The organism is Rhizobium sp. Root1334 (assembly GCF_001426665.1).
Classification (GTDB): domain Bacteria; phylum Pseudomonadota; class Alphaproteobacteria; order Rhizobiales; family Rhizobiaceae; genus Pararhizobium.
Genome location: NZ_LMEY01000001.1, coordinates 1,070,646 through 1,091,171, shown reverse-complemented (window position 1 = coordinate 1,091,171; position 20,526 = coordinate 1,070,646). Strand labels below are relative to the sequence as shown.

The following is a 20,526-nucleotide window of genomic DNA, read 5'->3' as shown; positions in this document are numbered from 1 at the left end:
CAAGGGCGCCGTTTCTCGTTGGTGATCCGTGTGGCTCAGAATTCTTCCCAGTTGTCCTGGGCAAGAGCCGTGTTGCCGGAAACCTGCGGCACGGCCCGTGGCGCTGGAGCACTGTAGCGGGACGGTGCGGTCTTGGCCGGCGCGCTGTAGCTCGCAGTGGATGGCTTGGCAGGGGTGCGCATCTTGTCTGCCGTGCTGCGCAGCATGTCAGCCGAAGACAGGTTCTGACGGGCGACATGGAAGCGGGAGACCAGCGTGCTCAGCGCGCGGGCTTCCTCGTTCAATGCCATGCTGGCGGCGGTGGTTTCTTCCACCATCGCAGCGTTCTGCTGGGTCACCTGGTCCATCTGGTTGACCGCCGTGTTGATCTCCTTCAGGCCAACGGCCTGCTCGGAAGCCGAACCGGAGATCTGGCGGATCAGGCCATTGATCTGCACCACCTGATCGGCGATCTTCTGCAGCGCGCCACCGGCGCGGCCAACGAGATCGACACCATCCCGAACCTGGCCAGCCGAGGTGTTGATCAATGTCTTGATCTCCTTGGCGGCATTGGCCGAACGTTGTGCCAGTTCACGCACTTCCTGCGCAACGACAGCAAATCCCTTGCCGGCATCGCCAGCGCGGGCAGCTTCGACACCGGCGTTGAGCGCCAGCAGGTTGGTCTGGAAGGCGATTTCGTCGATGACGCCGATGATGCGGCTGACTTCGCCTGACGACTGTTCGATGCCCTTCATCGCGGCAATCGCCTTCTGTACCACTTCGCCGGACTGTTCGGCATCCGTGCTGGCGGTCTCGACGGACTTTGCCGCGACCTTGGCGTTGTCGGCGCTGGCATTGACCTGCGAAGTCAGCTGATCGAGCGCTGCCGCCGTTTCTTCCAGGCTTGCGGCCTGCTGCTCTGTGCGGTGCGACAGATCATTGGCAGCATTGCTGATTTCGCTGGTGCCGGTGCTAATGTTGACGACCGAGCTGTTGACCGTCTGGATCGTCTCTTCGAGGCTATCCATGGCGGAGTTGAAGTCAGTCTTCAGCTGGGCATATTCGCCCGGGAAATCGTCGGTGATGCGGTAGGCGAGGTCACCGGAAGAAAGCTGCGACAGGCCCTTGGCGAGCTTGGCGACAATCTCGCGCTGGGTTGCGTTCGACTGGGCGCGTTCGGCTTCGGACTGGTTACGCTGCTGCTCGGACGACTGACGCTCCTGTTGCGCTTCGGCCTCCAGGCGCTTGGTATCGGCGAGGCGATGACGGAAACCTTCCAGCGCCTTGGCGACGGAACCGGTTTCGTCGGTACGGTCCTGACCGGACACGGCGTTGGAGTAGACACCCTTGCTGAGGTTCTCGACATCGCTGACCAGCCCTGCAAGCGGCTTCTGGACGAAGCTGCGAACGGAAAGGTAGAGGCCGAGAAGCACGGCGCCAAGAACGATCAGGCCACCGATGATCATCATGTAGGTCTGATCGACGACCGGCGCGTTGATGGCACTCTGTGGTACGTCAACGAGGACCACCCAGGTCGTGTTCACATCGGGCAGGCTGAAGGGATAGACCACCCGTTCGAAGGTCTCGTTACCGTCATAGGTCAGATCATGGATCATACCCGGCTGTGCGGTGGACAGGGCATTCTTGACGATATCTGCACCAACACCGTCATATTCCTTCATCAGCAGGTCCGGGATCGGGGCGACCAGCCATTTGCCCGTCTGCGAGAGAAGCGTCACGCGGCCGGTGCCGAAGGGGCGGATATCCTTGACCTTGTTCGCAAGCGAGGAGAGGGAAACATCGACGCCGCTGGCGCCGATCAGCTTGCCGTTGGAGATGACCGGATAGGCGATCGAGGACATCGAATTGTTGTCGCCCGTCGTGCTTTCGGTATAGGGCGGCGACATGGCGCCCTTGAGGCTCTTGGCCGCCAGCGCATACCAGTCGGCCGAGTAGTCGGAATCGAAGGTCGAGAAGGTGATGCCGGTCTTGCTCTTGGTCCAGTAGGGGTTAAGCGTACCGTCCTTGCTGGCGCCGAATTCCTTCTGGCCTGCAAAGTCCTTGGATTTGCCATCGAAAGCATTCGGCTCCTCGGCAAACCAGCTACCGAAAGCGAATGCATTCTTCTCGACATTGGCTTTCAGCAAATCGACGACAGCCTTGCGATCGAGATAGCCACCTTCCTGGCCGCGGCTGATGATCCCGGCTGTTGAGCGGGCAGCGCCCGCCAGTTCGGCAATGTTGCTGGCAATGTCGGATGCGATGGATTTCGCCTCGGTACGCGCTTGGTCGAGAACCAGCGTTTCAACACGGTCCTGCGTCTGGGAGATGAGCACGTAATTTGAAGCAAGAAGGACGAGCGCAATGGTGCCGCCCGTGACCGCGATAAGCTTGGTCGCTAGCGATTTGGCCTGGAACTTGAACATGAATGTCCCCGCATGGTGAGAGGTCCGCGGGTTGAAGCCGCGGAATGACGCGATCTTTGGGTGGGAGATGCCCCCTCATGGAGCGCCGGATGCCAACCGGCATCGTTGGGCTGCCCATGATCTTGGGAAGACAGCCCTTTCAGGTGTTTGATAACGTGGTATTTATTAAAATTAGAACAACGTTGGAGACCGAAATCCCGTAGTTTTCACGGGATTTCCTCCGCAGTGCCGTGGCGGCGACGTCGGCTGTTCTGATTGCGCGGAAGCGCTCTGCCGGCCGCAGCCGCTCAGATTTTTGCGTCGACCTCGGCGGCCAAGGGGATGGCTGGCTGAGCACCCGGATTGAGGCAGGCAAGCGAACCGGCAACGGCCGCGCGCCGCAAGGCTGCATCGAAATCAAGACCGGCATCGAGGCTGGCGGCGAGATAGCCACAGAACGTGTCTCCGGCGCCGACGGTATCGACCGGCTCAATCTTCAGGCCCTTGGCACGATGGACGTTGCCGCCCCGCACCGCAACAACGCCCTCGGCGCCCAGCGTCACGATGACGGTCTGGCTTGTTTCCCGCGACAGAGCCTGCATGGCGTCTTCACGCTCGGCTGCTGAAAGGCCTTCGCGTCCGGCAAGCAGCTCGAATTCCGTCTCGTTGGCAACGACGATATCCGCCATACGGCCAAGCCGGGCGGCATCTGCAGTCAAAGGCGCGATGTTGATGATCGAGGTGATGCCCTTGCTCTTTGCCGCAGCAAGCGCCTTCTCCACCGATGCTGGCGGGATTTCCAGCTGCAGCATCAGCGTATCGCCGGCGCCCATCGTCTCGACGGCGGACTGTGCATCGCCAGCGCTGACCGTGCCATTGGCGCTGGCCACCACGACGATGACATTTTCACCGTCGCCACCGACAAGAATATGTGCGGTGCCGGTCGGCTCGCTTACGGTTTTCGTCAGCGACAAGTCGGTGCCTGCCTGTTTCAGGAGGGCCAGCGCGCCATCGGCAAAGCTGTCCGATCCGACTGCGCCCGCCATGCGGACGCTGGCTCCCGCCCGCCGCGCTGCCAGGGCCTGGTTGGCACCCTTGCCGCCTGCGGCGGTGGTGAAGCCGGTGCCGGTCACCGTTTCACCGGGCTTTGGCAGGCGTGCGGTGGTGGCGATCAGGTCCATGTTGATGGAACCGAAAACTGTAATCATCTGAAGTCTCTCCCGGGGCAGTCGATTTTCGCGGGACAGTGCCCGACAGGGTCAGTCCTCGTCAACCACCCGCAGCTTCAATTGCCCCATGCGCGCATCGAAGGATTTCTGATCGGGCTTGCCGTCAGGCATCGCCCCCGATGTTGCCAGGTCCAGTGCCTCGATGCGCGTGCCACGCTTCTTCAGCTTTTCCGAGGAAACCAGAATGTCGTCGACATCCTTTTGGGTGGTGAGGAAATGGCCATGCAGCTTGCGCACCCGGTCGTCGAGGCGGGTCAGGTCTTCCATCAGCCGGATTACCTCGCCCTGGATCAGATGTGCCTGCTCCCGCATCCTGGCATCCCTGAGAATGGCCTGGATGACCTGGATCGACAGCATCAGCAGTGACGGCGAGACGATGACGATCCGCGAACGGTGCGCCTTCTGGACGATCCCTTCGAAATGCTCGTGGATTTCGGCAAAGATCGATTCGGAGGGCACGAAGAGAAAGGCCGTTTCCTGGGTCTCGCCGGGGATCAGGTATTTCCCCGAAATATCCCGGATATGCACCTCCATGTCACGCCGGAACTGTTGTTGCGCCTGGCGGATCATCTCCGGATTTTCGGCACTGCGGATCGCATTCCAGCCCTCGAGCGGGAATTTCGCGTCGATCACCAGATCCGGCTGGCCGTTTGGCATGCGGATGGTGCAGTCCGGCCGCGACCCGTTGGATAGCGTTGCCTGGAAGGCATAAGCCCCCATCGGCAGGCCATCGGCGATGATCGTTTCCATGCGTGACTGGCCAAAGGCACCGCGCGTCTGCTTGTTGGACAGGATGCTTTGCAGTCCGGCCATGTCCTTGGCCAGCGACTGGATATTGGTCTGCGCGGTGTCGATGACCGCCAGCCGTTCCTGCAACCGGCGCAGGTTTTCATGTGTTGCCTTGGTTTGTTCGGTAATCGAGGTGCCGAGCCGGTGCGTCATGCCGTCAATCCGCTGGCTGATCGACTGGTTAAGCTCGGATTGGCGCGCGCCGAACACGTCGGCCATGGCAGCAATACGGCCCTGCATCTCCGTCTGCGCGGCGAGAAGCGCCGTCATGCGCTGCTCTGCATCAACAGCCGCCTGCCGGTCACGCCGCCTGCTGAGAACCGCCGGAATACCGGCAAACAGCAGGATGACGACAGCACCGAACAGGCACATGCCGAGCGTGACCGTGTAGGAGCCAAGGATGAACAGTGGCTGGTCGAGGGTGAGAATTGTCGGTTCCATCCAGGCAGCCTAGGTGGATTCGGCTTTGCTGACTAGATCAAAACAAGAACATTGGTAAATCGATCGATACAAACTGCTGCATTTGCTGCAAAAATCTTGAAAACGAGAATTCCATCGGCGCAAAAGATCAGTTATGGGAGCCAGATGACCATCAAGCCGCTCATCATTCTTCCCGATCCCGTATTGCGCCAGCTGTCCCAGCCGGTGGAAACAGTCAATGCCGAAATCCGCAGTCTGGCGGACGACATGCTGGAGACAATGTATGATGCGCCGGGCATCGGCCTTGCGGCGATCCAGATCGGCGTCCCGCGCCAGATGCTGGTCATCGACGTCTCGAAAGAAGGCGAGGACAAGCAGCCGCTGGTCTTTATAAACCCGAAGGTCCTGACGGCGTCGGATGAGCGGTCGGTCTACGAAGAGGGTTGCCTGTCGATCCCGGATTATTATGCCGAGGTCGAGCGGCCGGCGACGATTACGGTCGAGTACATCGATCTGGAAGGAAAGAAGCTGACCGCCAAGGCCGACGGCCTTTTGGCGACCTGCCTGCAGCACGAGATCGATCATCTGAACGGCGTGCTGTTCATCGACCACATTTCCAAGCTCAAGCGCGAAATGGTGATCCGCAAGTTCACCAAGGCCGCCAAGACCCGCGGCGCCAAGGCGATCTGACGCTTCCGTTGAAAACCTGGGCCTGCGGGACTATGATATCAGTGATATCATAGTGGAGGTTGCGCATGGGCGATCTGCTTCTTCGCGGAATTGACGATGCTCTGAAAATCGAGCTGCAGGAAAGTGCACGCCGCAATGGCCGCAGTCTTTCGGATGAAGCGATTGCGCAGATTCGGTCCGCCTTGGAAAAGGAGCGGCGGCGCGGGCAAACCGCGGGACAGCGTCTGCGCTCGATTCTGGGCGAGGCGACGTTTGAAGATGAGGAGTTGCGCGCCATCGAGGCGTTTCGCAAGCAGTCTGATCGTGCCCCGCCGGACTTCACATGATCGTTCTTGATACGAACGTCATTTCCGAACTTCAGGGGCGGCAGCATAGCGAGCGCATTCTGCGATGGTTGGACAGCTATGACAGTGAAGTGGTTTTTCTGACGGCCATCGCGCTGGCAGAAATTCACTTCGGTATCGCTTTGCTGGATTCGGGGGTGCGGCAAGAGAGCCTGCGTCAGACGTTCCTGCGAATTGAGAATGAGTTTTCCAGCAGGATCCTGAGTTTCTCGCAAACTGCGGCAGCACGATATGGAATCATTGCCGCCCAGCGCCAGAAGGCAGGCAAGACGATGGAAACCAAGGACGCCATGATTGCAGCGATCTGCCTGTCGCATGGCGCGACGCTGGCGACCCGCACTACAAAAGATTTCGAGGGGCTTGATTTGAAGCTCGTAAACCCGTTTGAAGAGGCCTGATCAGAACGGGGAACCGCGCGCCATGCCGCTTCGCATCATCTTCATGGGAACGCCGGAGTTTTCGGTCCCGACGCTGGCAGCACTGGCTGAGGCCGGTCATACCATCGTTGCCGTCTACACCCAGCCGCCCCGTCCCGGCGGACGCCGCGGTCTCGACCTGCAGAAATCACCGGTGCATCAGGCGGCCGAACTGCTCGGCATCGAGGTGCTGACGCCCATCAATTTCAAGGATGCTGTGGACCGTGAGACCTTTCGCGATTTCGATGCCGATGTTGCCGTTGTCGTGGCTTATGGATTGCTGCTGCCGGAGGAGATTCTCAATGGCACCCGGCTTGGCTGCTACAATGGCCATGCGTCGCTTCTGCCGCGTTGGCGGGGTGCGGCGCCGATCCAGCGGGCGATCATGGCCGGTGATCATGAGACCGGCATGATGGTGATGAAGATGGACAAGGGGCTCGATACCGGCGACGTGGCACTGACCAAGGTGGTTGCGATCGGTGACGAGATGACGGCTGGTGAACTTCACGACAAGCTGATGCTGGCCGGTGCGGGCCTGATGAGGGAAGCGATGGAAAAGCTTGACGGCGGCGACCTGCCGCTGACCCCTCAACCGGAGACGGGCGTTCTCTATGCCGCCAAGATTAGCAAGGCGGAGACGCGAATCGATTTTTCCAAGACAGCTACGGAAGTTCACAATCACATTCGCGGACTGTCGCCCTTTCCAGGTGCCTGGTTCGAGTTGGAGATCAATGGCAAGCCGGAGCGGATCAAGGTTCTCTCTTCGGTGGTCGAAACCGCCGGTGGCGAGGCTGGGGTGGCACTTTTTGACGATTTGACGATTGCCTGCGGCGATGGGTCGGTTCGGCTGACCCGGTTGCAGAAGGCGGGCGGCAAGGTGCTGGGTGCCGAGGATTTTAGGCGCGGTACGCCGATTCCTGCCGGCACAAGGCTTTCCTGATGCCGCGTTTCCGCATGACGATCGAGTATGACGGTTCCAATTATGTCGGCTGGCAGCGGCAGGACAATGGGCCGTCGGTGCAGGGTGCCGTCGAAAAGGCGATCCTGGCTTTGACCCGCGAGCCCGCTCTGATCCGCGGGGCAGGGCGCACCGATTCCGGCGTGCATGCCAGGGGGCAGGTGGCACACGTGGATCTCTCGCGGGCCTGGGATCCGCGGACGTTGCGAAATGCGCTGAATGCCTATCTCGGCCAGGCCGGGCAGCAGGTGTCGATCATCGATGCGGCAGAAGTGCCGGATGATTTCGATGCCCGCTTTTCAGCCCTGAGACGGCATTATCTCTACCGCATCATTTCGCGGCCATCACCCTTAGCGCTGGAGGCGAAGCGCGCCTGGTGGGTGTCGAAGCCGCTCGATCATGAAGCCATGCACGCAGCGGCCCAGAGGCTGGTCGGTTATCATGATTTTACCACATTCCGCTCCACCCATTGCCAGGCGAACAGCCCTTGGCGGACGCTTGACCGGCTGGACGTGACGCGGAATGGCGACGTCATCGAAATCCGGGCGACGGCACAGAGCTTTCTGCACAACCAGATACGTTCTTTTGCGGGCACGTTGAAAATGGCGGGCGACGGCCGGTGGACGCCGGATGATGTGCGGGCGGCACTCGAGGCCAAGGACCGCAAGGCCTGCGGCCCGGTTGCGCCGCCCGACGGGCTTTATTTCATGCAGGTCGATTACTGAAGGGCGGCGGGATAGATCGGCATCAGACCGAGCATGGGCGGCAGGGCTTCGCTGAGCATCAGGGACGGCAGGATCAGCAGGGCCGAGATCGCCGAAGCGAGCAGCAACTGGTTGTTGGTCACCGTCTTCATCAGCCTGAAAATCACGGTGAAATTGACCATTAACAACATGAGGGACAAGAGAGAGGCCAGCCCCTGGCTGCCGGGCAAGACCAGCCTGATCGCCAGTGGAACTGCCATGGCATAGACAGTCGGCACGGCCAGCCAATTGGTGCTGATAATGATCGAGGCCAGCATGCCGCCATAGCCGAGTGGTTTTGCCAGCACGGCCACCAGCACCAGCGGCACGATCCACATCGTCGCATCGACGAGGAACAGCTTGAAAATGAAGCCGATCCCGGTTTCCGTTCCGGTCGGCATCTGCTCCAGATAAAACAAGCGCCACGCTGCCCAGCCGACCGCCATGGCCGGAAGGCACCAGAGGAACGCGGCAAACGAACGCCAGACGCCGGCGGCCGTGATGTCGAGCCAGTCGAAGCCGCTCCTGTCGCCGAGGATCAGCAGCCAGATACCCTTCAGATAGGCACCGACTTCCTCAATCTGCGGCATGGCCAAACCAGCGGCTGATGAAGGTTTCGTAAATCTGCGTCAGGGTCTCGAGATCGGCGACGGCAACACGTTCATCGACCATGTGCATGGTCTGACCGACAAGGCCGAACTCGACTACCGGGCAGTAATCCTTGATGAAGCGCGCATCCGATGTGCCACCGGTGGTCGACAGTTTTGGCTCGCGGCCGGTGACGGCTTCGACAGCGCCTGACAGCGAGGCGATCAGCGCATTGTTGCGGGTGAGGAAGACGTGGCTCGGGCGTTCGCTCCAGGCAAGATCGTAGCGGACCGGCGGGCGGCCGGGGCGAAGCGGGCTTTCGGCTGCGGCACGATCCAGCCGGGCGATGATCTCGGCCTTCAGGCTATCGGCGTCCCAGGTGTCGTTGAAGCGGATGTTGAAGCTCGCCGATGCCTTGGACGGGATGACGTTGACCGCCTTGTTGGCGACGTCGATCGTCGTCACTTCCAGATTGGACGGCTGGAAATTGTCGGTGCCGCCATCGAAGGGTGGGTCCATCAGCGCCTGCGTCAGCGAGAGAATGCCGCGCACAGGGCTGTCGGCCAGATGCGGATAGGCGGCGTGGCCCTGAACGCCGTGCACGGTAATGGTGCCGGACAGCGAGCCGCGACGGCCGATCTTGATCATGTCACCGAGCTGGTCCGGATTGGTCGGCTCGCCGACCAGGCAGGCATCCCAGCGCTCGCCCCTGGCGGCCGCCCATTCGAGCAGCTTGGTGGTGCCGTTGATCGCCGGGCCTTCCTCGTCGCCGGTGATCAGGAACGAGATCGAGCCCTCCGGCGCCCCATGCTTATCGATGTGGCGGGCAACGGCGGCGGCAAAACAGGCGATACCGCCCTTCATGTCGACGGCGCCGCGGCCATACATTTCGCCATTGGCAATATCGGCAGAAAATGGACCATGCGTCCAGGCGCTTTCGTCGCCGACCGGCACGACATCGGTATGACCGGCAAACATCAGGTGTGGGCCGCCGGTGCCTAGCCGGGCATAGAGGTTTTCGATATCCGGCGTGCCTTCTTCGGTCGCCATTACCCGGTCGATGGTAAAGCCGAGCGGTTTGAGCATCGCTTCGAGCGCTGTCAGTGCGCCGCCCTCGGCAGGCGTCACGGACGGGCAGCGGATCAGGGCGGAGAGATTGGCGACGGGATCGATAGCGGTCATCAAGAAAGCCTGTTGTTTCGCGGGGCTTGGTTTAGCCGATCCATGCGGGGCTGTCACGGGGTTCCGCTTAGCGTTTGCAATGGTTGCCGCCAGCCGCGACTGCGTGGCGACCTCCGTCCTCAAGAGGGAGATCGCCGCCTTCCTCAACGCCTATAACCACGCCCGGAAAATCCGCCGTGGTTTTCTCTATTGTTTACTTGGCCGGGGCGCTGGAAAGTGCCGGGACAAAGTAAAGTATATGACGCCTTCCNCTATAACCACGCCCGGAAAATCCGCCGTGGTTTTCTCTATTGTTTACTTGGCCGGGGCGCTGGAAAGTGCCGGGACAAAGTAAAGTATATGACGCCTTCCAGCGCCCCGTTCAGTGTTCGACGATGGGCAACTCCGGTTTCTCTGCGGGGATGGCGGCGCCCTTTTGATACGGGCTGACGCTGACGTTGCCGCCGCGCCAGGAAAGATATTGCTGTCGCAATACCGCTCGCCGGTCCTCATGTGTGCCTCACAGGCACGCCCCGCCATTTTGCAGACGGGAGGGAAACCACTTTCTGACGGCACCGGCCCTGTCTCACCGCTACGCCTAGCGGTCTCGCCGATGACAGGACGCAATGATGATGGCACAGGTTTTGATCGCGGGGATTTGCGGGGATGATTTTCGGTGCGATTGGGGTGCGCGGGCGTAGGGGAGATTGGGCGACAAGTATTTGGCGTTAAAGGGAAGATGCTCGTTTTGTCCTGCTCACGCGAGATGATTTTTTAGCACCCGGGAGATGGATATTTCCTCCGTCGTCCCCGCGGACATGCCCGAGGATGAGGTGTTCGCGGGCGGCGGTTGCGTTCGGCCCGAATTGCCATGTCTAAATTCCACCGGTAGCACGTGAGAATAACCGGCAGGTTCATGCTATCTTGCTGCCGGGAATACCCTGAACCAGCGCAGGCGCAGGATGGTGGACGACCGGTGGATCATTCCTTGTCTTCCCATGTGGGTTTCTGACAAACACGCGGTCATTCCCCGTGCGCCGGTAACGGCGCAACGTGCCGAGATGGAGTTTTGAAATTGAGTGTTGCTTTTGCCAAGGATGACAGTGCTGAAACGGCTGCGGAAACCCATCTGCCGGACCGTCCGATTTCCCCGCACCCGAACCGGGTGACGGTGGCCGGATTGAAAGCGCTGGAACTGCAGCTTGAGCAAGCACGCGCTGCCTATGAGGCCGCGAGTGTCATCGAGGATGTCAACGAACGGCGGCGCCAAGTGGCAACCCCCATGCGCGATGCCCGCTACTTTGCCGCCCGGGTTCATACGGCCGAGATTGTCGCTGCGCCGGAGTCGACCGATACGGTTGCCTTCGGCAGCACGGTGACCTTCGCACGCAGCGACGGGCGTGTGCAGACCTACCGTATTGTCGGCGAGGATGAGGCCGATCCCAAGGCCGGGTCGATTTCCTATGTCTCACCGGTGGCACGGCTTCTGACGGGCAAGGCCGTTGGCGATGTCGTTGGCGCGGGCGATCAGGAACTGGAGATCATCGCCATCGCATAGCCGGCGCCCGGAAGGCATTTCGAACGCCCGAGGCTGGAAAAACCGTGTCCGGCTTCTATTTTTGGCCAGACCCGGAAAACGAAAGGACACTACGATGGCAAAGAATACCATCTGCCTATGGTACGATAAGGATGCCGAGGCCGCCGCCCGTTTCTACGCCGAGACATTTCCCGACAGCGCGGTGGGGGCCGTGATGCGGGCGCCCGGAGACTTCCCGGATGGAAAGCAGGGGGACGTGCTGGTCGTTGAATTCACGGTTGCCGGTGTTGCCTGTATCGGCTTGAACGGAGGTCCCACATTCAAGCAGGACGAAGCCTTCTCCTTTCAAATCTCAACGGAAGATCAGGAGGAAACCGACCGTTACTGGAATGCCATTGTCGGCAATGGCGGCCAGGAAAGCGAATGCGGCTGGTGCAAGGACAAGTGGGGCGTGTCCTGGCAGATTACGCCGCGCGTCCTGATGGAAGCGATGGCGGCGGGCGGCGGCGAAGCAAAGCGCGCCTTCGATGCGATGATGACCATGAAGAAGATCGATGTCGCGGTGATCGAAGCGGCGCGGCGCGGCTGAGACGCGGTGCGCGGCGTGACCGGACTGGTACGTCAGCTGGCCAGGGACAGGCCGCCGTGCCGGCTCACTTCGGTTTCGATTTCGGCGACAAGCGTGTCCAGCGCGGGATTGCGGGACTTTCGTGCCCGGCGCACCACATAGGCCAAGGCTGGAGGCGCCGGCAGCGGAGTGGTGACGATGCTCATCTCGGGGCGCAGATGGCGTTCGCTGAGCAGCGCAACGCCCAGTGCCGATGTGACTGCCGCGACAATCCCGGCAGCGCTTGAGCATTCAAAGACCGTCTCGAGAAAGAGATCGCCGTCCTGGCCGATATCGAAGGCCCATTGCCGGTAGAAGCACTCGTCGTCGAAGGACAGAAACGGAATGGGACCGTCCGGCGGCAGAATGACGTCGGGATGTTTGACCCAGTGCAGCTGTTCGCGAAAAAGGACGACGTCCGTCGGGCGGACCTCATGCGCGAAAATCTGTATGATCGCGGCATCCAGCTCGCCCCGCTCCAGCATGGCCCGCAGGACCAGACTCATCCGGACCTTGGTGCGCACCGCGACATGAGGGTGCAGGCGGCGAAACCGCCCCAGTATGCGGGCGAGATCGGTGCAGGTCGTGTCTTCGGTGAGCCCTAGCGCGATGCGCCCCGCCAGCGGCGTTTTCGTCAGGCTGAGCAACGCTTCGTCGTGGAGGCCAAGGATACGCTCGGCATAATCCAGCAGATCCTCTCCGGCGGCCGTAAAGACCGCAGCACCCGGTTTGCGGCTGAGAAGATCACAATCGAGGCTGCCTTCCAGCCGCTTGATCTTGTGGCTCACGGCCGATTGCGACAGGCCCAAAGATTTTGCCGCACGCGTAACTCCGCCATGGCGGCGAATAGCCAGCAAGACGCGCAAGGCGTCGATTTCAAGTCTGCGGCTGTTGAGTTCACTCATGGCAACACTCACGATGTGATGTTCGGAAACCATGCGCTTCGCCAATAATTTTCGCAAGTTTCCATCACGAAAGCGGAGTCTATGTCATGTCGTGATCGAAATTTGTCATGTGCCGGCGCATCGTGTTTCCTCTATGGCTCGACGGGACCGATATCCCAGCGAGTATTCCATGACCGACCAAGCTCTCTCCCGGCCAAAGCCTCAGCGAAGCCCTTTCCTCTGGCCGTTGCTGGCGACACTTCTGATCATTGGCTGGAGTTCCGGCTTTGTCGGTATTCGCTTTGCCATCGAAGAGGCAAGCGTCGTGCTGGTGTTGTTCTGGCGCACCCTTCTGTCAGGGGTGATCCTCCTGCCGTTCGCGCTGTTGATCGGGCCGCGGATGACGCGGCGCGGCGTGCTCGAACAAATGGCCTTCGGCGTCATGTCGGTATTTCTGTATCTCGGCGGCTTTGCCCTGGCGATCGAGCAACGGGTTCCCACGGGGCTTGTCGCTCTCATTTCGGATCTTTTGCCGCTGGCGATTGCATGTCTGTCACAGCCTGTCCTCGGCGAACGGCTGACAGCGCGGCAATGGCTGGGAACGGCGATCGCGGTCGCAGGCGTCCTGTTCGTCTCGCTCGACAGCCTGAGTTTTGGCGCGGCTCCGTTATGGGCCTATGCCCTGACGGTGGGCTCGATGCTGGTCTTTGCGCTGGCATCCGTTCTTTACCGGCGGCGGCGCACCCAGCATATGCCTGTCCATCAGAGCCTGTGTGTCCAGACGCTGACCGGCTCGGCCCTCTTTGCCGTGTGTGCCCTGATGCAGGGGAGCCTTGCCCCGCCGATGACTGCCAATTTTGCCATCGGCATGGCATGGCTGGTGCTGATTGCGACCTTTGCTGCCTATTCGGTCTACTATACCAGCCTGCGCCTGTTTCCCGTGGCGCAGGTGAGTGCTGCGATCTATCTCAGCCCGCCCGTGACCATGCTGTGGGCCTGGGCCTTGTTCTCCGAACCGCTGACGGTAACCATGTTTATCGGTCTGGCGGTGACACTGGTTGGCGTCTGGCTGACGTCCAAAGCATAGGCGGTTGCGTTATCAGCCGGCACCGTTTTACCAGCCGCGCCAGCCCGTGGATGCCACCAGGTCGTTGCGGATAAAGGCGATGTCGTCGGAAGCAGCAAGCGTACCGGCGCCGGGGAGACGGCCGCGGCGCAGTGAAGCCACGGCTGTCGTGCGGCGCGTGGTCCTTTCGGGCAGGTCGGGGCTGCACAGGTTTTCAGCGTCGAAACCCGCCGGATCGATCGAGAGGACACGGATGCCACGCTCCGCGAAGTCGCGGGCGAGGCCGAGTGTCAGCATGTCGATGGCGCTCTTGACGGTGGCCAGCGTTTCCGCATCCGGAGTTCCGGCCGCCGGTGTGGCATTGGCCGCCGCGCTCATGTTGATGATGACACCGCCCCTGCCGGCGAACTGGCGGGCCGCCTCCTGGCACATCAGGAACGTGCCGAACACATTGACGGCAAAGGTGCGGTTGGGGTCTGCCTCTGCCTGCCGCGGGGCGGCCCGGACAATGCCGGCATTGTTGACGACGATATCAGGCCGGCCGAAAATCTCGATCGTGGCCCGGAAGATGCGCTTCACATCCTCAGATTTCGACACGTCGCCTTCGACGGCGACAGCCCGGCCGCCACCCCGGACGATCTTTGCGGCAAGACGGGACGCACCCTCGCTATCGGCGGCATCATTGATGATGACGGCTGCACCTTCGGCGGCAAGGCGGGCGGCGATCCGCGCCGCTGGTCCATTGGCAACGCCGGTGACGACGGCGGTTTTTCCGGTCAATCTGGTCATAGCAATTTCCTTGATTCTTCGGACATGTTGATCCGATGAGCCAAGCATGCGGCAGACAAGGGCTTTGGCGTTACAACGATACTCCGAGATTTCTATGCGATCCTGCAAATGTGGAGGAGGAGACATTCCCAGCGCCGAAATTCCGCAGTAGCGTCGGTTCAGTCGAAAATCAGGACATCGCTTCCGCTCCATGCAGAACCAGACAGAACGTTTCGGTGAAATCGCTGAGATCATTGCGCGGCATACCTCGGGGACGGGGATGTTTCCGACGGCGATCGACAACCTGCTTTTGGGGCGCCAGACCGCGCCAACCGACCCTGTGCATCTGGCCCACCGCCCGGCCTTCGCGCTCATTGCCCAAGGACAGAAAACCGTGACGCTCGGGCAGGATGTCTATCATTACGGGGCTGGCGATTGTGTCGTGGTGTCGTTCGACCTGCCGGTCGTCTCGCGCGTCAGCGTCGCCAGCCCGCAGGCACCACATCTGGGGCTTGGCATGGTGATCAATCCCGACCGTCTGCGCGAAGTGTTGCAGCGGATCGCGGTTCCACCTGTTGCGGCAACGGCAGACGGCATGCGGGGCCTGGCCATCCACAAGGCATCGCCAGCCCTTGTGGATGCGACGCTGAGATATCTGAGGCTCCTCGATACTCCAAGCGACATCGCGGGCGTGGCACCTCTTGTCGAGCAGGAAATTCTCTATCGGCTGCTGACAGGGCCATACGGGCCGCGACTGATCCAGATCGCCACGGTCGACAGTCCGGGAAACCGGGTGGCCAAGGCGATTGCCTGGCTGCGGGAACACTACGTGCGGCCGCTGCGGATCGAGGAACTGGCAGACCATTGCGGCATGAGCGTTTCGTCACTGCATCATCATTTCAAGGCGGTGGCGGCGATGACGCCGATGCAATACCAGAAGCAGTTGCGGCTCTATGAAGCGCGCCGCCTGATGCTGGTCGACAATATGGACGCCGGCATGGCTGGGCATACCGTCGGTTACCAGAGCCCGTCGCAGTTCGGCCTGGAATATACCCGTTTCTACGGCCAGTCGCCGCTGCGCGATGTCTCGATGCTACGCACGCAGGTCGCGGCCGAATAACACAACAGTTTTGAACGCGCAGAGTGGCGTTCGAAAAGCCGTGGACGCGCTGGCAAAACGGCCATTGCGTCCTATCGCCCATGAGAACCCCGCCTGCAGGGCCGGGATCTTCCACCGCTATCCTTACAGAACTATGGAGCTAACCATGCGTTACAATCAGCTTGGCAATACCGGCCTGTTCGTTTCGGAAATCTGCCTGGGAACAATGACCTTCGGATCGGCCGAAGGCGCCTTCTGGGGCGGCATCGCCGGTGTCGACCAGGATGCGGCCGACCGGATCGTCGAACGGTCCCTGGCTGCCGGTGTCAATTTCATCGATACCGCCGACGTCTATTCAGCCGGTGAATCCGAACGCCTGCTCGGGCAGGCGCTGATCAATCTGGGCGTCGAGCGCAAGGACGTGGTGATCGCCACCAAGGTCTATGGTCAGATGGGCGATGGCCCGAACGATCGTGGCGCTTCCCGCGGCCATATCATGGACTCGGTCGAGGAGAGCCTGGACCGGCTGCAGATGGACCATATCGATCTCTACCAGATCCACGGCACCGACACGGTGACGCCGATCGACGAGACGCTCAGGGCGCTGGATGACCTGGTTTCCGGCGGACTGGTCCGTTATGTCGGCATGTCCAACTGGCAGGCCTGGAAGATCGCCAAGGCATTGGGTGTTTCCGAGCGCAAGGGGTTTGCCCGGTTTGAGACGCTGCAGGCCTATTACTCGATCGCCGGACGCGATCTGGAGCGCGAAATCGTGCCGCTGCTGACCGAGGAAAAGATGGGCCTGATGGTCTGGTCGCCGCTCGCAGGTGGCCTGTTGTCGGGCAAGTATGGACCGGGCGCACCGGGCAATGGCGAGGGCCGCCGGGCGAATTTCGATTTTCCGCCGGTCGACAAGGACCGGGCCTGGGCCTGTGTGGCCGCCATGCGCGAGGTTGCGGAAAAACATGGTGCCAGCGTCGCCGAAGTGGCGCTCGCCTTCATCCTCGCCAAGCCCTTCGTCACCAGCGTCATCATCGGCGCCAAGCGGGTGGAGCAGCTGGAGGAAAACCTGAAAGCGGTGAAGCTCCGGCTCGATGCCGATGACATGGCCAAGCTCGATGCTGTCAGCGCCCTGCCGCCGGAATATCCGGGCTGGATGCTGGAACGGCAGGGAGCGGCCCGCCGGCCACAGCCGTTCGAAGCGAAAGCATGACGGCGCGGGGCGGCCGTTTGCGCCGCCCTTGCCATCATCGGGCTTGCATCTGCGGCACATTCCGCCGAGAAAGAGGGCACTGCTTTTAATATCTAATCTCGAAAGACATGCATTGAACGACAACCCCGCCGCCGCCGTCGATGCCATCGCGCAGATCAGCGCCGTGCCGACCATTCTCGATGTGGTCTGCAGGACGACCGGCATGCGCTTTGCAGCGGTGGCGCGGGTGAGCACTGACCGGTGGATTGCCTGCGGTGTTCAGGACAACCTGGCTTTCGGGCTGGAGCCGGGCGGCGAGCTAAAGATCGAGACGACGATCTGCAACGAAATCCGCGATCACCGCCAACCCGTCATCATCGACAACGTGGCCGAGGATCCACTGTATTGCGGCCATCATACGCCAGCGCATTACGGTTTGCAGAGCTATATCTCCATGCCGATCACGCTGGCCGATGGCTCCTTCTTCGGCACGCTCTGCGCCATCGATACGGTGCCGCGCACATTGAACACGCCCGAAATCGTCGGCATGTTTCAGCTGTTTGCCAATCTGATCGCGTTTCATCTCGACGCCCATGACCGGATGGATCAGGAGCGGCAGAGCAGCGAGTTGCGTGAACAGTTCATCGCGGTGCTCGGTCACGACCTGCGCAATCCGCTCGCCTCGCTCGACGCCGGCACACGGATGCTGCAGCGTACGGTGGCGGATGACAAGGGCAAGACGGTTCTTGCGCTGATGCAGAACAGCATTTCGCGGATGTCGGGCCTGATCGACAACGTACTCGATTTCGCTCGTGGCCGATTGGGCGGCGGCATTTCGATCGAACAGGCCGACCGCGTGCCGCTTCGGCCTGTGCTGGAGCAGGTGGTCGCGGAACTGAAAATGGCCAATCCGGGCCGGAGGATCGAGGCTGATCTGGCGGAGGCGATGGTGCGCTGCGACGAAGGCCGGGTCGGGCAATTGCTGTCCAATCTTCTGGCCAATGCGCTGACGCATGGCGATCCGGAGGCGCCGATCCGGATACGCTCGGCGATTCCAGGCGGCCGCTTCGAGTTGACGGTGAGCAATACCGGCGAACCCATCCCGGAAGCGGTGGTCAAGGACCTGTTCAAGCCGTTTGTGCGCGCTTCGGCCAAGGCAAATCTGGAGGGCCTCGGTCTCGGACTTTATATTTCCTCGGAGATTGCCAAGGCGCATAGGGGCTTTCTTCAGGTGACATCGACGCAGGAAGAGACGCGCTTCACCTTCCAGATGCCGCAGCAATAGGCGGCATTTTTCCGGCTTCTCTGTTGTTCAGCGGCCGTATTGGTTTGGCCCTTGGGTGCCCGGCCACAGACAGAGCGCGAGGAAAAGAACAGGGCTGAGGACAGGAATGAACAGGCAAATCGCGAGATGGCCGGGATAGCCGATGTCGTGCAGCCGCTTGATGGTCAAAAGTGCGATCGAAGCGGTAGAGACAAGCGCAGTGACCACCAGGATCAGGGTCCAGAGCGCCAGCGGGATGTCATTGCCCTGATGGGCGAAGACACGCGACAGCACAAAGCCGCTCATGGCGGCCCAGAACAGCCAGCCGAGGAAATAAAGCAGGCGGCCAATGCGGCCGGAGGGGCTGAAGAACAGCCAGGACATGCTCTGCTGCCCCTCTATTTGCATTGTGGTTAGTCTCGCAGGAGTTCGTTGATGCCGGTCTTCGAGCGGGTCTTTTCATCGACGCGCTTGACGATGACGGCGCAATAGAGGTTCGGGGCAACCAAGCCGTTCGGCATCACTGCACCGGAACCCATCGAGCCTGCGACGACGACGGAATAGGGTGGTACTTCGCCATAGGTCACTTCGCCGGTTGCGCGGTCGACGATCTTGGTCGACTTGCCGATGAACACGCCCATGCCGAGCACCGAGCCCTCGCGCACGATGCAGCCTTCGACCACTTCCGAGCGGGCGCCGATGAAGCAGTTGTCCTCGATGATCGTCGGGCCGGCCTGCATCGGTTCCAGCACGCCGCCGATGCCGACGCCGCCGGACAGATGCACATGCTTGCCGATCTGGGCGCAGGAACCAACGGTCGCCCAGGTGTCGACCATCGTGCCTTCGCCGACATAGGCGCCGAGATTGACGAAGGACGGCATCAGGATGGCATTGGGAGCGATATAGGCGGAGCGGCGCACAACAGCATTTGGCACTGCGCGAAAACCGGCGTCGCGGAACTGGTTTTCGCCCCAGCCTTCGAATTTCGAGGGAACCTTGTCCCACCAGGTGGACTGGCCCGGGCCGCCCTTGACGACCTCCATGTCGTTCAAGCGGAACGACAGGAGAACGGCCTTTTTCAGCCATTGATTGACGGTCCAGTTGCCATCAGTGCCGCGTTCGGCCACGCGCACCTTGCCGCCGTCGAGCAGATTGAGAGCCGTGTCCACCGCATCGCGGATCTCGCCCTTGGTGTTGATGGTGACGCTGTCGCGGTTGTCGAACGCGGTGTCGATGGTCTGCGACAGGGAGGCGAGATCATGGGTCGTCATCGGAATTCCTTAAACTTCGGCGTCTATCGTAACCTGCTCTAGAGCATGATCCCGAAAAATTGAAGTGGTTTTCGGTTGCAGTCGGGGCTGGATGAAGGTGTATGTCCCGGAATGAGCACGGGTGATTTGATCCGTAGCGACCAGGATGTTGAAAGGAGCATCCGGCAGCGATGATTTGCAGCCGGTTTGCGGCAGGAAAGTTTGACATGGCAAGAATGAAGAAGCGGAATCTGCGGCGCAAGGATGGGGTCTGGGATCCCCTGGTCGATAGCCAGCAGACGCGCAAGCGCGCGGCGGGCGTTCCACAGACACCACAATCAATGTCACCATCCTACAGGCTCGCCTATACGGACGATGATTTCATGGCTCGCGAAGAGCTGCGCCCCATGCGGTTGCAGCTGGAATTGCTGAAGCCCGAAATGATCATGGCCGAACGCGGCATCAATTCGACGGTGGTGATGTTCGGCGGCGCCCGCATTCCCGAGCCCGGCGGCGATGCCTGGGCGGCGAAGAACGACACCCAGCGCCAGAACCTGACGGCTGCCTCTGTCTATTACGAGGAGGCTCGCAAATTCGCCCGCCTCTGCTCCCAGCATTCGGCCGAGTCCGGCTATACGGAGTATGTGGTGACCACCGGCGGAGGGCCGGGCGTGATGGAGGCGGGCAATCGCGGCGCCGACGACATCGGCGCGCCGTCGATCGGATTGAACATCGTGCTGCCGCACGAGCAGGCTCCCAATCAATATGTGACGCCCGACCTGTCGTTCAACTTCCACTACTTCGCCATCCGCAAGATGCACTTCCTGTTGCGTGCCAAGGCCGTCACGGTTTTTCCGGGCGGTTTCGGGACGTTCGATGAGTTGTTCGAGACGATCACGCTGATGCAGACGGGCCGCATGGCACTGGTGCCGCTGATCCTGTTTGGCGAAAAATTCTGGCGCAGCGTCATCAATTTCGAGGCGCTGGCCGATTTCGGCACCATCGCGCCCAACGATCTCGATCTCGTTCAGTTCGTCGAAACTGCCGAGGAAGCCTGGGAGATCATCTCGAAATTCTACGAGACGGTTGATCCGGCAACAGTGCCCGTGGCCTCCGGCGCGCGATAAAGCGATCACG

General features: G+C 61.1%; 21 protein-coding genes. 12 read left to right on the top strand and 9 right to left on the bottom strand.

Annotation, left to right across the window (positions count from 1 at the left end; all coding sequences use genetic code 11):
- Positions 1 to 35 precede the first annotated feature (35 nt).
- From ASD36_RS05260 to ASD36_RS05250, 3 genes are all read right to left on the bottom strand, one after another.
- Entirely contained in the window at positions 36 to 2,405 is a 2,370-nt protein-coding gene (locus ASD36_RS05260; protein WP_060500792.1) for a methyl-accepting chemotaxis protein, read from the bottom strand.
- Between the two features lie 287 nt (positions 2,406 to 2,692).
- Positions 2,693 to 3,592, bottom strand: coding sequence for a ribokinase (locus tag ASD36_RS05255; protein ID WP_060500790.1), 900 nt, complete (start codon positions 3,590 to 3,592; stop codon positions 2,693 to 2,695).
- A gap of 51 nt (positions 3,593 to 3,643) precedes the next feature.
- Entirely contained in the window at positions 3,644 to 4,843 is a 1,200-nt protein-coding gene (locus ASD36_RS05250) for a DNA recombination protein RmuC (protein ID WP_060500789.1), read from the bottom strand.
- 144 nt (positions 4,844 to 4,987) lie between these two features.
- Here ASD36_RS05250 and def point away from each other — a divergent pair, with 144 nt between their 5' ends.
- The 5 genes from def (at position 4,988) to truA (ending at position 7,955) form a co-directional block, all read left to right on the top strand.
- Complete coding sequence (gene def, locus ASD36_RS05245; RefSeq protein WP_060500787.1) at positions 4,988 to 5,512, top strand: peptide deformylase; 525 nt, start codon at positions 4,988 to 4,990, stop codon at positions 5,510 to 5,512.
- A gap of 65 nt (positions 5,513 to 5,577) precedes the next feature.
- Positions 5,578 to 5,838 carry a hypothetical protein gene (locus ASD36_RS05240; protein ID WP_060500784.1) on the top strand — a complete coding sequence of 87 codons (261 nt, stop codon included), beginning with the start codon at positions 5,578 to 5,580 and terminating at the stop codon, positions 5,836 to 5,838.
- A complete protein-coding gene (locus ASD36_RS05235; RefSeq protein ID WP_060500782.1) occupies positions 5,835 to 6,254 on the top strand; it encodes a type II toxin-antitoxin system VapC family toxin in 420 nt (139 codons plus the stop codon). Before ASD36_RS05240 ends, ASD36_RS05235 begins: the two co-directional genes overlap by 4 nt.
- Positions 6,255 to 6,276: 22 nt before the next feature.
- Positions 6,277 to 7,212 carry a methionyl-tRNA formyltransferase gene (gene fmt / locus ASD36_RS05230; RefSeq protein WP_060500780.1) on the top strand — a complete coding sequence of 312 codons (936 nt, stop codon included), beginning with the start codon at positions 6,277 to 6,279 and terminating at the stop codon, positions 7,210 to 7,212.
- Complete coding sequence (gene truA / locus ASD36_RS05225; RefSeq protein WP_060500778.1) at positions 7,212 to 7,955, top strand: tRNA pseudouridine(38-40) synthase TruA; 744 nt, start codon at positions 7,212 to 7,214, stop codon at positions 7,953 to 7,955. The genes fmt and truA overlap by 1 nt, the downstream gene beginning before the upstream one ends.
- Here truA and ASD36_RS05220 read toward each other — a convergent pair.
- Both ASD36_RS05220 and dapE read right to left on the bottom strand, forming a co-directional pair.
- On the bottom strand, positions 7,949 to 8,563 hold the full coding sequence (locus tag ASD36_RS05220; RefSeq protein WP_060500776.1) for a hypothetical protein: 615 nt from the start codon (positions 8,561 to 8,563) through the stop codon (positions 7,949 to 7,951). The two genes, truA and ASD36_RS05220, sit on opposite strands and share 7 nt — an antisense overlap.
- Positions 8,550 to 9,743, bottom strand: a complete 1,194-nt coding sequence (gene dapE, locus ASD36_RS05215; RefSeq protein WP_060500773.1) for a succinyl-diaminopimelate desuccinylase — start codon at positions 9,741 to 9,743, stop codon at positions 8,550 to 8,552. The genes ASD36_RS05220 and dapE overlap by 14 nt, the downstream gene beginning before the upstream one ends.
- 1,054 nt (positions 9,744 to 10,797) lie before the next feature.
- On the opposite strand from dapE, the gene greA reads away from it, so the two are divergent.
- Together greA and ASD36_RS05200 are read left to right on the top strand one after the other, a co-directional pair.
- Complete coding sequence (gene greA, locus ASD36_RS05205; RefSeq protein WP_060500770.1) at positions 10,798 to 11,280, top strand: transcription elongation factor GreA; 483 nt, start codon at positions 10,798 to 10,800, stop codon at positions 11,278 to 11,280.
- 94 nt (positions 11,281 to 11,374) lie between these two features.
- Positions 11,375 to 11,848, top strand: coding sequence for a VOC family protein (locus ASD36_RS05200; RefSeq protein WP_060500767.1), 474 nt, complete (start codon positions 11,375 to 11,377; stop codon positions 11,846 to 11,848).
- Between the two features lie 32 nt (positions 11,849 to 11,880).
- Here the strand turns inward: ASD36_RS05200 and ASD36_RS05195 are convergent, their stop codons facing one another.
- Positions 11,881 to 12,771, bottom strand: a complete 891-nt coding sequence (locus ASD36_RS05195) for a LysR family transcriptional regulator (protein WP_060501395.1) — start codon at positions 12,769 to 12,771, stop codon at positions 11,881 to 11,883.
- Positions 12,772 to 12,940: 169 nt separating this feature from the next.
- Here ASD36_RS05195 and ASD36_RS05190 point away from each other — a divergent pair, with 169 nt between their 5' ends.
- Entirely contained in the window at positions 12,941 to 13,837 is an 897-nt protein-coding gene (locus ASD36_RS05190; protein WP_060500765.1) for a DMT family transporter, read from the top strand.
- A 27-nt stretch (positions 13,838 to 13,864) separates the two neighbouring features.
- Here ASD36_RS05190 and ASD36_RS05185 read toward each other — a convergent pair whose 3' ends face one another.
- Positions 13,865 to 14,605 (bottom strand): SDR family NAD(P)-dependent oxidoreductase, encoded by a 741-nt coding sequence (locus ASD36_RS05185; protein WP_060500763.1) that lies wholly within the window; start codon positions 14,603 to 14,605, stop codon positions 13,865 to 13,867.
- 190 nt (positions 14,606 to 14,795) lie between these two features.
- Here ASD36_RS05185 and ASD36_RS05180 point away from each other — a divergent pair, with 190 nt between their 5' ends.
- The 3 genes from ASD36_RS05180 to ASD36_RS05170 all read left to right on the top strand — a co-directional run bounded on the left by ASD36_RS05180 (position 14,796) and on the right by ASD36_RS05170 (position 18,160).
- Positions 14,796 to 15,704, top strand: coding sequence for an AraC family transcriptional regulator (locus ASD36_RS05180; RefSeq protein ID WP_060500761.1), 909 nt, complete (start codon positions 14,796 to 14,798; stop codon positions 15,702 to 15,704).
- A gap of 145 nt (positions 15,705 to 15,849) precedes the next feature.
- Entirely contained in the window at positions 15,850 to 16,896 is a 1,047-nt protein-coding gene (locus tag ASD36_RS05175; RefSeq protein WP_060500759.1) for an aldo/keto reductase, read from the top strand.
- 112 nt (positions 16,897 to 17,008) lie between these two features.
- Positions 17,009 to 18,160 (top strand): GAF domain-containing sensor histidine kinase, encoded by a 1,152-nt coding sequence (locus tag ASD36_RS05170; protein ID WP_060508766.1) that lies wholly within the window; start codon positions 17,009 to 17,011, stop codon positions 18,158 to 18,160.
- 27 nt (positions 18,161 to 18,187) lie between these two features.
- Here the strand turns inward: ASD36_RS05170 and ASD36_RS05165 are convergent, their stop codons facing one another.
- Together ASD36_RS05165 and dapD are read right to left on the bottom strand one after the other, a co-directional pair.
- Positions 18,188 to 18,547, bottom strand: coding sequence for a DUF805 domain-containing protein (locus ASD36_RS05165; protein ID WP_060500755.1), 360 nt, complete (start codon positions 18,545 to 18,547; stop codon positions 18,188 to 18,190).
- A 5-nt stretch (positions 18,548 to 18,552) separates the two neighbouring features.
- Positions 18,553 to 19,410: a 2,3,4,5-tetrahydropyridine-2,6-dicarboxylate N-succinyltransferase gene (gene dapD / locus ASD36_RS05160; RefSeq protein ID WP_060500753.1), complete on the bottom strand. Its 858-nt coding sequence runs from the start codon at positions 19,408 to 19,410 to the stop codon at positions 18,553 to 18,555.
- Positions 19,411 to 19,616: 206 nt separating this feature from the next.
- On the opposite strand from dapD, the gene ASD36_RS05155 reads away from it, so the two are divergent.
- Positions 19,617 to 20,516, top strand: coding sequence for an LOG family protein (locus ASD36_RS05155; RefSeq protein ID WP_060501393.1), 900 nt, complete (start codon positions 19,617 to 19,619; stop codon positions 20,514 to 20,516).
- Positions 20,517 to 20,526 lie beyond the last annotated feature (10 nt).

Excerpts from the sequence above, each read along its gene's own strand:
- ASD36_RS05260 (WP_060500792.1), bottom strand. The coding sequence starts at position 2,405 with ATGTTCAAGTTCCAGGCCAAATCGCTAGCGACCAAGCTTATCGCGGTC.
- ASD36_RS05255 (WP_060500790.1), bottom strand. The coding sequence starts at position 3,592 with ATGATTACAGTTTTCGGTTCCATCAACATGGACCTGATCGCCACCACC.
- ASD36_RS05250 (WP_060500789.1), bottom strand. The coding sequence starts at position 4,843 with ATGGAACCGACAATTCTCACCCTCGACCAGCCACTGTTCATCCTTGGC.
- def (WP_060500787.1), top strand. The coding sequence starts at position 4,988 with ATGACCATCAAGCCGCTCATCATTCTTCCCGATCCCGTATTGCGCCAG.
- ASD36_RS05240 (WP_060500784.1), top strand. The coding sequence starts at position 5,578 with ATGGGCGATCTGCTTCTTCGCGGAATTGACGATGCTCTGAAAATCGAG.
- ASD36_RS05235 (WP_060500782.1), top strand. The coding sequence starts at position 5,835 with ATGATCGTTCTTGATACGAACGTCATTTCCGAACTTCAGGGGCGGCAG.
- fmt (WP_060500780.1), top strand. The coding sequence starts at position 6,277 with ATGCCGCTTCGCATCATCTTCATGGGAACGCCGGAGTTTTCGGTCCCG.
- truA (WP_060500778.1), top strand. The coding sequence starts at position 7,212 with ATGCCGCGTTTCCGCATGACGATCGAGTATGACGGTTCCAATTATGTC.
- ASD36_RS05220 (WP_060500776.1), bottom strand. The coding sequence starts at position 8,563 with ATGCCGCAGATTGAGGAAGTCGGTGCCTATCTGAAGGGTATCTGGCTG.
- dapE (WP_060500773.1), bottom strand. The coding sequence starts at position 9,743 with ATGACCGCTATCGATCCCGTCGCCAATCTCTCCGCCCTGATCCGCTGC.
- ASD36_RS05200 (WP_060500767.1), top strand. The coding sequence starts at position 11,375 with ATGGCAAAGAATACCATCTGCCTATGGTACGATAAGGATGCCGAGGCC.
- ASD36_RS05195 (WP_060501395.1), bottom strand. The coding sequence starts at position 12,771 with ATGAGTGAACTCAACAGCCGCAGACTTGAAATCGACGCCTTGCGCGTC.
- ASD36_RS05190 (WP_060500765.1), top strand. The coding sequence starts at position 12,941 with ATGACCGACCAAGCTCTCTCCCGGCCAAAGCCTCAGCGAAGCCCTTTC.
- ASD36_RS05185 (WP_060500763.1), bottom strand. The coding sequence starts at position 14,605 with ATGACCAGATTGACCGGAAAAACCGCCGTCGTCACCGGCGTTGCCAAT.
- ASD36_RS05180 (WP_060500761.1), top strand. The coding sequence starts at position 14,796 with ATGCAGAACCAGACAGAACGTTTCGGTGAAATCGCTGAGATCATTGCG.
- ASD36_RS05175 (WP_060500759.1), top strand. The coding sequence starts at position 15,850 with ATGCGTTACAATCAGCTTGGCAATACCGGCCTGTTCGTTTCGGAAATC.
- ASD36_RS05165 (WP_060500755.1), bottom strand. The coding sequence starts at position 18,547 with ATGCAAATAGAGGGGCAGCAGAGCATGTCCTGGCTGTTCTTCAGCCCC.
- dapD (WP_060500753.1), bottom strand. The coding sequence starts at position 19,410 with ATGACGACCCATGATCTCGCCTCCCTGTCGCAGACCATCGACACCGCG.
- ASD36_RS05155 (WP_060501393.1), top strand. The coding sequence starts at position 19,617 with ATGGCAAGAATGAAGAAGCGGAATCTGCGGCGCAAGGATGGGGTCTGG.